Origin of the sequence: Streptomyces sp. NPDC058469, assembly GCF_042721125.1 — a bacterium.
GTDB lineage: Bacteria > Actinomycetota > Actinomycetes > Streptomycetales > Streptomycetaceae > Streptomyces.
Genome location: NZ_JBHXME010000078.1, coordinates 38,022 through 47,115 on the forward strand (window position 1 = coordinate 38,022; position 9,094 = coordinate 47,115).

9 protein-coding genes are annotated in these 9,094 nt (G+C 70.3%); 5 read left to right on the plus strand and 4 right to left on the minus strand.

What is annotated here, in order from left to right; translation table 11 throughout:
- Positions 1-10: 10 nt before the first annotated feature.
- Positions 11-799, minus strand: coding sequence for a protein phosphatase 2C domain-containing protein (locus ACFWP5_RS29180; protein ID WP_384162772.1), 789 nt, complete (start codon positions 797-799; stop codon positions 11-13).
- 353 nt (positions 800-1,152) lie between these two features.
- Between ACFWP5_RS29180 and ACFWP5_RS29185 the strand changes: the two genes are divergently transcribed.
- The 5 genes from ACFWP5_RS29185 to ACFWP5_RS29205 are packed head-to-tail and all read left to right on the plus strand — an operon-like array spanning position 1,153 to position 6,769.
- Entirely contained in the window at positions 1,153-3,939 is a 2,787-nt protein-coding gene (locus tag ACFWP5_RS29185) for a nitrate- and nitrite sensing domain-containing protein (protein ID WP_384162775.1), read from the plus strand.
- A complete protein-coding gene (locus ACFWP5_RS29190; protein ID WP_384162778.1) occupies positions 3,936-4,439 on the plus strand; it encodes a roadblock/LC7 domain-containing protein in 504 nt (167 codons plus the stop codon). The genes ACFWP5_RS29185 and ACFWP5_RS29190 overlap by 4 nt, the downstream gene beginning before the upstream one ends.
- Positions 4,436-4,846, plus strand: a complete 411-nt coding sequence (locus ACFWP5_RS29195; RefSeq protein ID WP_384162781.1) for a DUF742 domain-containing protein — start codon at positions 4,436-4,438, stop codon at positions 4,844-4,846. The genes ACFWP5_RS29190 and ACFWP5_RS29195 overlap by 4 nt, the downstream gene beginning before the upstream one ends.
- Positions 4,827-5,468, plus strand: a complete 642-nt coding sequence (locus ACFWP5_RS29200; protein ID WP_384162784.1) for an ATP/GTP-binding protein — start codon at positions 4,827-4,829, stop codon at positions 5,466-5,468. The genes ACFWP5_RS29195 and ACFWP5_RS29200 overlap by 20 nt, the downstream gene beginning before the upstream one ends.
- A gap of 53 nt (positions 5,469-5,521) precedes the next feature.
- Positions 5,522-6,769 carry a styrene monooxygenase/indole monooxygenase family protein gene (locus tag ACFWP5_RS29205; protein ID WP_384162786.1) on the plus strand — a complete coding sequence of 416 codons (1,248 nt, stop codon included), beginning with the start codon at positions 5,522-5,524 and terminating at the stop codon, positions 6,767-6,769.
- 71 nt (positions 6,770-6,840) lie between these two features.
- Here ACFWP5_RS29205 and ACFWP5_RS29210 read toward each other — a convergent pair whose 3' ends face one another.
- The 3 genes from ACFWP5_RS29210 to ACFWP5_RS29220 form a co-directional block, all read right to left on the minus strand.
- Positions 6,841-7,890 carry a C40 family peptidase gene (locus ACFWP5_RS29210; protein ID WP_384162789.1) on the minus strand — a complete coding sequence of 350 codons (1,050 nt, stop codon included), beginning with the start codon at positions 7,888-7,890 and terminating at the stop codon, positions 6,841-6,843.
- A gap of 103 nt (positions 7,891-7,993) precedes the next feature.
- Complete coding sequence (locus tag ACFWP5_RS29215; RefSeq protein ID WP_384162792.1) at positions 7,994-8,335, minus strand: hypothetical protein; 342 nt, start codon at positions 8,333-8,335, stop codon at positions 7,994-7,996.
- A 10-nt stretch (positions 8,336-8,345) separates the two neighbouring features.
- Positions 8,346-8,999, minus strand: a complete 654-nt coding sequence (locus tag ACFWP5_RS29220; RefSeq protein WP_384162795.1) for a TetR/AcrR family transcriptional regulator — start codon at positions 8,997-8,999, stop codon at positions 8,346-8,348.
- Positions 9,000-9,094: the final 95 nt, after the last annotated feature.

Here is a 9,094-nt window from a genome sequence, read left to right on the forward strand (position 1 = left end):
TGGCGGCCGGTCAGAGCTCGACGTACACGACCGTCGCGTCGTCGTGCGTCTTGCTCCGCCGCAGATACGTCCGCTCCTCCGCGTCGGCCCGCTCCAGCGCCCGTACCCGGGTGACCAGCTCCGCCGGCCCCTCCTTCCGTACGAGAGCGAAGCAGTCCGCCCAGTCGCCCCGGTCGAACTTGTCCACCCACCGCGTCGCCCCGTCCGTCAGGGCGGCGAGGGCGCGGACGTCGGTGCGGGGGAGTGACCCCGTCACCGCCCGTGCCGCGACCGACGGATCGGCGGCGGCCGTGAAGAAGCCGCCCTCCTTGTTACGGAGCGTGGTGTCGATCAGGGCGTCCGTCGCGAGAGCGGAGCGGGGGAGGCGGGACAGCCGGTCGTCCAGTACGGCGGTCACCTCGCCCGCCGGGGATGCGACCAGCAGGGCCGAGTCCGACAGGACCAGGTATTCGAGCTCCTGGGGTGACCAGCGGGCCAGCACCACGGTTGCCTGAGGGGTGCGTGGGTGAGAAAGGTCACAGGTGGCGGCGTGGGCCTCAGCTGTTCGGAGGATCGCCCGGGAGAGAATCTCCGGCAGAGTCAGATCCCGGTAGGAAACGGTCAGTTCGGTCAGTGCGCCACCCAAGCGGGCGGTGTACCAGGGGACCGAATGCAGACAGCCCGTCTCCCCTCTCGGTGGTGTCACCCCGTCCAGGACGATCAGCGAACCGCCCTGTCCCGAGGCCGGAAGGCCGACACTCGCGAAGTCCTCGTTGGGGCGGTCCGGGTCGCCGGGTTCCGACACAAGTTCCGTACGCATTCGGCCAGTCTGCACGACCTCTTCACAGGCTCCGCCAAAGGTTGGCACTCATGGCCGAATGGGCGCAGCCGTGCAGGTCAGACGCCTGGTTTGGGCTGGAATGGATCACTCCGGGAATGCGTGGCGGCGAATCCTGCCAAAGCGCGCCGCTCACGTCCAACCGGCACGGCGCGCGCGAGCCTCGGACCGGCCGCCGGAACTTGCCCGCCAACTCCCCTCCGGGGTTCACTCCTTCGGGTGGCGGGCCGGACGATGCGCGGCCCCTGCCTACCGGCACTGGGAGGGTCGCCGTACCGGGATGACGGAGCGTCACCCGGGCCCATGGGTACCACGAGTCAGGAATGCGAGCACCGGTGCAGAAAAAGCGGCCGCGGCGCACAGGCAAGCAGACGGCCCCTCAGGGGGGCGCCGCCGGTGCCGCCACGCCCGACCCCGCGGGCAGCGGGCGCCGTACCCATGTACGCAACCGGCTCATCATCGCCGTAGCCGTCGTGGCCGCCGCCATCGCCGCGGCCGGTGTCCCGTCGCTGATCACCGCCTCGGGCCAACTGAGCGACTCCCAGGACCTGGTGACGCTCGCCGGACAGACCCGGGACGCGCTGTCGCTGGCCCACTCGCTCGCCGACGAGCGGGACGAGGTCACCTCGTACATCGCCGCCGGGCGCCCCAAGTCCCAGGCCCCCGACGAGGACCGCAGCGCCCGTGTCGACCGCCAGGTCGAGGAACTCCGCGCCGACACCGACATCCCCGCCGCGCTGCGCTCGGACCTCGACGACGTCGCCGCCGTACGACGGGCCGCGCTCACCGGCAAGAGCAGCGCGCTGGAGGCGCACGACGCGTACTCCGGGGCCATCACCGAACTGCACCGGCTCGCCGAGCAGTTGGCCGAGACGATGCCGCCGCGGGCCGGTTCCGGCGCCTACGCGCTCGCCGAACTCGACGCCGCCGTCCAGCAGGCCGCCGCCACCCGGGGGCTGCTCCTCGCCGCCCTGAACGTGCCGACGACCACCGAGACGGTCATCAGCCCCATCACCGGCCTCGCCGTCACCGAGACCACCTCCACCAAGGCCCAGGCCAAGCAGCGCGACGCCCTCAGCGCCGCCGCCCAGCAGGCCCGGCTGCGCTCCGACGCCGCCCTCGCCGACTTCCGCGAGGGCGCGGCGAAGGACGCCGTCGCGGGCTACGACTCCACGGTCACCGGGTCCGAGGTCAACTCCGCCGAGAAGTACCTCACCTCGCTCACCGCTCAACCCACGCTGTCCGACAGCCAGTTGGACACCAGCACGAAGAAGCTCGACGCGGCGCTCTCCGCCCGGGTCGACCTGATGCGCGGCGAGGAGTCCGCGCTCTACGTGGACCGCGCCAAGGACCTCGCCCAACTCCGCGACGACGACGTCAACGCGCTGGAGATCCGCATCGCGATCCTCGGCGCCCTCATGCTGCTCGCGGTGGGCATCGCCACCGCCATGGCCCGGACCCTCACCCGCCCGCTGTCGGTGCTGCGCCGCGGCTCGACGCGCCTGGCCGAGGCCGAGGACCCGACCGCGGAGGAGCCCATCAAGTTCACGGGCCGCAACGACGAGTTCGCCCAGGTCGTCCGCTCGGTCAACTCCCTGCACGCGCACGCCGTCGCCCTCCACGAGCGCATCGCCACCTTGGAGGCCGACCGCAAGCACCTCGTCGGCCAGCGCCAGAAGATGGCCGACGCCCGCGAGGAACTCCGCGCCGAAGTCACCGACTCCGCAACCCAGTTGGGGCTGCTTCGGACCAGCATCGGCGGCACCTTCGTCAACCTCGCGCTGCGCACCCTGGGCCTGGTCGAGCGCCAACTCGCCGTCATCGAGGGCCTGGAGGAGCGCGAGCAGGACCCCGACCGCCTCTCCACCCTCTTCAAACTCGACCACTTCGCCACGGTCATGCGCCGCCACAGCGAGAACCTCCTCGTCCTCGCCGGCACCGAACACGTCCAGCAGCACGCGGGCCCCGTCCCGCTCGTCGACGTGGTCCGCGCGGCGGTCAGCGAGATCGAGCGCTACGACCGCGTCCGTATCTCGGCACTCCCGCCGCACGCCCACGTCGCGGGCTTCGCGGCAGACGACCTGAGCCACCTGCTGGCCGAACTGATGGAGAACGCCACGTCGTTCTCCCCGCCGGACGCCCCCGTCGAGATCTCCGGCTGGCTCCTGGAGAACGGCGAGGTCATGCTCTCCGTCCAGGACGAGGGCATCGGCATGACCATCAGCCGCATGACCAGCCTCAACACCCGCCTCACCGAGTTCGACCCGGACTCCCCCTACGACCAGGAGGGCGAGGAGGGCCTGGGCCTCGGCCTGTACGTCGTCGCCCGCCTGGCCCACCGCCACGGCGTCCGCGTCCAACTCCGCGACCAGAAACAGGGCGGCATCGCGGCGGTGGTGGTCCTCCCGAGCCCGTTGCTGGCGGCGGCCCCCACCTCGGCGGTCCCGTCCTCCACCCCGCTGACCGGCGACACCCACTCCTACTCCCTCCCCGGCGCGTCCGCAGAGGCCAACTCCAACGTCCTGCGCGGCCGTTCGGAACACACGGACCCCTTGGTCGCCCTGGCGGAGAAGGCGGTACGGGAGACTCCGTCGGGAATTCCGGCGGAATCCCCGGCGGAAATGACGATGGAACTCCTGCTGCCGCTGACGCCGGGGGACCGATCAGTCACGGAAGCCCCGCGAACAGCAGACGAACGGGCAGCCGCGCACGAACGGTCAGCCGCCGACGGCGAGTCCGCCCCACAGGGGCCACCCGCACCCGACGACGATGCCCGCACGGGCGGTGCGGGTGGGAACGGATTCACGGCTGATGGCGAAGCCGAAGCCGTAGAACACGAGCGAGCACCGGACGAGGACCCCGTCACGGACAAGGGCCTCCCCAAACGCACCCCCAAGATCACCCAACCCGCCCAGGCCCCGCGCCAGCGAACCGGCACCGTGGACGCGGACGCCCTCCGCCGCAGACTGGGCGGCTTCCGCGCAGGAGCCTCCGCCGGCTACCGCGACGTAGAAGCGGAGATCGCCGAAAAGACCGGCCAGAACCCAGTCCCGGCACCGCGAAGCGCGACCGCGCGATCCGAAGAACCCACGGGGGGCACCGTCGAGGAGGCAAGCAGTTGACCGCGCCCAGTACCTTCGGACTGAGCAGTGAAGCCCGCAACCTGCACTGGCTGCTGAGCAACCTCGTCGAGGAGGTGCCCGGCATCGAGTCGGTCGCGGTCGTCTCCTCCGACGGCCTGCTGCTCCTCTCCTCCGATCCGGGGAGGAACGCCGAGGCCAAGGAGTCCCTCGAAACCAAGCGCTCCGGCCCGCGCGGCTCCGCCGCCGACCTCGCCACCATCGTCTCCGGCATCGGCAGCCTCACCATCGGCGCCGCGAAGCTGATGGACTCCGGCCCGGTGAAGCACACCATGGTCGCGATGGAGGAGGGCAGCCTCTTCGTGATGTCGATCAGCGACGGTTCGCTGCTCGGTGTGCACGGCTCCGCGGACTGCGACATGAGCGTCGTGTCGTACCACATGGCGCTCTTCGTCGGCCGGGCCGGCCATGTGCTGACGCCCGAACTCCGCAGCGAGCTACGGAAATCCCTCGAAGACGCGTCCACGGGGAGCCCCCGATGAGCCGTACGCCCAACAAACTCCCGGTGCGCGGCGGCGACCGCAAACCGGCCCGGGTACGCCCCTACTCGCTCACCGGCGGCCGTACCCGCTTCGGACACGTCCTCCTGGTGGAGACCTTCGTGGCGGCGCTCGAAGCCCCGGAGGAGCGCAAGGAGTTGACGAATGGTTCCCTCAACTCCCGGGTGATGCCGGAGATGCAGGCCATCGTCGAACTGTGCCGCCGTATGCGCACGGTGGCCGAGATCGCCGCGCTGCTGAAGATGCCGCTCGGTGTGGTCCGCGTGCTCCTGAGTGATCTCGCCGACCAGGGAAAGATCCGTGTGTACGGAACCGGAACCGCTCACGGTACGGGCCGTCCTGACCGCGCTCTGCTGGAAAAGGTGCTGAGTGGACTCCGTCGTCTCTGACGCCGCCGCCTACGGCGTCTCCCCGCTCCTCGACGAAGAGGAGCAACTGCGGCCCTGGCAGACGGACCGCACGCGCGCGCCCGTCGCCGCGAAGATCGTGGTGGCCGGCGGCTTCGGCGCGGGCAAGACCACCATGGTCGGCGCCGTCTCCGAGATCCAGCCCCTCCAGACGGAGGCGCTGATGACCGAGGCCAGCGAGGACACCGACGACCTCACGGCCACGCCCGGCAAGATGACCACCACGGTCGCGATGGACTACGGGCGCCTCACGCTCGACGACGACCTGGTGCTCTACCTGTTCGGTACGCCGGGTCAGCAGCGGTTCTGGTTCATGTGGGACGACCTGGTGCGCGGCGCGATCGGCGCCGTCGTCCTCGCCGACACCCGCCGCCTCAAGGACTGTTTCCCCGCGCTGGACTACTTCGAGAGCTGCGGGCTGCCGTACATCGTCGCGGTCAACCACTTCATCGGCAGCGAGCGGTTCGACCCGGAGGACGTGCGGGAGGCGTTGACGATCCCCCCGCACGTACCTGTCATGATCATGGATGCGCGGCGGCGGATTTCAGCCATCGAGACCCTGCTCGCGCTCGTCGGCCACGCGCTGGACGTCACCCCCGAGTAGTCCCCGAGCAGTCCTCGACCACGACCGGTCGCGAGCAAGGAGCCACCACCCGTATGCGGAAGATACTCGTCGTCGGAGCCGGCCAGTCCGGGCTCCAACTCGCCCTCGGACTCCAGTCGCACGGGTACGAGGTCACCCTGATGTCCAACCGGACGGCGGACGAGATCCGCTCCGGACGGGTCATGTCGACGCAGTGCATGTTCGACACGGCACTGCGGCACGAGCGCGATCTCCAGCTGAACTTCTGGGAGTCCCAGGCCCCGAAGATCGAAGGACTCGGCGTCTCGGTCGCCGCCCCCGGCTCGCACGACCCCGGGCCGACGCAGCGCGCGATCGACTGGGTGGGCAAGCTCGACGGGTACGCGCAGTCGGTCGACCAGCGGGTCAAGATGGCCGGCTGGATGGAGACGTTCGCCCAGCGCGGCGGCCAACTGGTCATCCACGGCGCGGCTGTTGGCGACCTCGACTACTTCTCCCGTACGTACGACCTCGTCCTCGTCTCCGCGGGCAAGGGCGAGCTGGTCTCGATGTTCGCCCGCGACCCGGAGCGTTCCCCGTACACCGAGCCGCAGCGGGCCCTCGCGGTGTCCTACGTCCACGGTCTGGGCCCGCGCCCGGAGCACCCGGAGTTCGACGCGGTCCGCTGCAACCTGGTGCCCGGCGTCGGCGAGTTGTTCGTCATGCCGACGCTCACCACGTCCGGGCGTGCGGACATCCTGTTCTGGGAGGGCATACCCGGCGGGCCGTTGGACGTCTTCAACGGCATCAAGGACCCGGCCGAGCATCTCTCCCTGACCCTGGAACTCATGGAGACGTTCACGCCGTGGGAGTACGAGCGGGCGCGGGGCGTCGAACTGACCGATGCGGGTGGGACGTTGGCCGGGCGTTACGCGCCCACCGTCCGTAACCCGGTCGGTCAGCTTCCCGGTGGTGGCCTGGTCCTCGGGGTCGCCGACGTCGTCGTCGCGAACGATCCGATCACCGGGCAGGGGTCCAACTCGGCGTCCAAGTGCGCGGCTTCGTATCTCGCGTCGATCCTCGATCACGGGGAGAAGGAGTTCGACGGGGACTGGATGACGGCCACGTTCGAGCGGTACTGGGGTGCCGCGCAGCATGTCACCAAGTGGACCAACGCGATGCTGGGGCCGCCGCCGGAGCATGTCCTCAACCTCATTGGGGCGGCTGGGCAGTTGCAGCCGGTGGCGGATCGGTTCGCCAACGCGTTTGATGATCCGGCGGACTTTGAGAACTTCTTTTATGAGCCGGAGAAGACAGCTGCCTACTTGGCTTCGGTGGCCTAATCGCCTTTGGGGTTGCGGGAGTTGGCGGCTGCGAGTTCGTTGTGGCTGGTCGCGCAGTTCCCCGCGCCCCTTTAAGGGTGACTGTCCGGACGTACGGCTCCCAGGATCGGGTAGGACGCGACCGGGGATACCTGGACCTTCTCGCCCGTTCGCGGCGCTTGCACCACCTTCCCATCCCCCAGGTACATCGCTACGTGGGTTGCCTTGGGGAAGTAGATCACCAGGTCGCCGGGGCGGAGTTCGTTCAGGGCGACTCTCGGTAGGTCGGCCCACTGTTCCTGACTCGTCCTCGGGATCGGCGTTCCCGCATGACCCCACGCCTCCGACGTCAGGCCGGAGCAGTCGTACGTCTTCGGACCCTCCGCGCCCCACTCGTACGGCTTGCCGATCTGTTGTACGGCGTAACGCAGGGCGCGGTCTCCCTCGCGTGAGGGTTCGCGTTGGTCGTCTCCCAGGGCGCCGGAAGTGATCAGTTTCCGCTGGGCCTTGTCGACGTCGGTCTTCTCGAAGGCTGCCAGGGCGGTGAGTTGGTCGGGGGTGAGGGAGGTGAGGAGTTTCTCCACGTCGTCGAGGCGCTTGCGTACGTCGTCGCGGTCCTTCTTCTGGCGGGCGGCGAGGGTGAGTTGGGCGTCCAGGGCCTTGCGGGCCTCGCGGGCCAGGCCGTCGCTCTTCTTCTCGCTGCCGACCAGCCGGCCCACTGTCTCGGCGCGCTCCCGCGCCAACTGCCCGATGACATGGCCCTCGTCGAGCGCGTGCTGGGGATCGCGGGCGAGCAGGAGGCGGACGTACGGGGAGATGGCGGTGCTGTTCTGGTACTGCTGGCGGGCCAGTCGGCCGGCGGCGCCGCGGCTGTCGTGGAGGGAGAGGCGGGCGCGCGACAGTGCGGAGTCGAGGCGGTCGACCTCGGTGCGCTGCTTCTTCAGCTTCTCCTCGGTGGCGTTGTACGTCTCCGTGGCCTGCTCGGCATCGCGGTACAGCGTCTGAAGGTCCGTCAGCAGCTCGGCCACGGGCCGCTGTCCGGGTGCCTGCGGATCGGGTACGGCCGCGGCGGGCAGCGGCGCGAGGACGGTGCCGGCCGCCACCGCCGCCGTACAGACCAGACGCAGAAGCCTTCCTGACACGTCATCACCTCCGGTGCGCGGCGGGCCTTCCGCCCCGCACCGTGAGCATCAGTCGGGGGCGCCGGGTCCGCGCGCCGGGTGTGGGCGGTTCGGCGTAACCCCGTCACCCGTGGGTGTCGTCCGGCTTGCCGCCCGGCGTGGCGTCTGGTGCGGAGTCCGGCTTGGCGTCCGGTTTCGTCCAGGGCCAGCGCAGAGTGCTGCCGCGCTTGCCCGCCCCTTTTTCACCTCCGGCGGAGTACTCGTACTTCCAGCCCTTGGGGAGTCCGAGCCGCTTGCTGTGGCCGCGGGGGACCCTGCGGTACACGAGGACCGTGGGCGGGCCGCCGGCGTCGTCGGGGACCGGGATGCGGTAGGTCTTCGGCGGGGTTCCGGTGGGGCCGAGCAGCACGGGCAGGGAGCGCCCGTCCATCGGGCCGCCCTCGAACGGGGTCTCTTCGCTCTTCACGGGACCAGTCTCAGCCATCCGCCGCGAGGCCCTCGACCAGCGCGGCCGTCTGCGGGTCCCGCCGCGCCGTCACCGACAGCACCGCCCCGAACTGCTCGACCAGCCAGTCCCGCAGCTCGTCGAGGGGCGGCTGCTTGTCCTCGTCGAGCCAGATGAGAGACGCCGCTTCTACGGCTGTGATCCACATCCGTACGGTCATGCGCAGGCGGGGTCCGGGGTCGGCGACGCCGAGATGGCTGAGGATGTGCACGGCGGCGGCCCGGCGGACGCCGTCCACGATGGCTGTCGTACGGGAGGTCTCCACGACGCTGCCGCCCTGGAGCAGTGCGCTGAACCCGGCGTCGTGCTGGTCGACGAAGCCGAGGTAGCGGTCCAGGGCGCGGGCGAGACGGGGGAGGAGCGGGCCTTCGCGGGGTTCGTCGAAGCACTGCCGGAGTTCGTCGGCGGCGGACCTGAGGGCGGCTTCGTAGAGCTGCTGCTTGCCGCCGGGGAAGTACCGGTAGACCAGCGGACGTGACACCCCGGCCGCTTCCGCCACGTCGTCCAGGGAGACCTCCTCGGGGGCGCGGTGCGCGAAGAGGCTGAGGGCGGCGTCGAGGAGCTGACTGCGCCGCTCCTCGACGTTGAGGCGGCGGTAGGCGGGAGTGGAGGCGGCGGGGGGCATGGGTGCAGGGTAGTCGGGCCGCTGCGGGTACGTCGTGGCTGGTCGCGCAGTTCCCCGCGCCCCTTAGAAGCACCTGAGCTGGTCCGGCTTTTAGC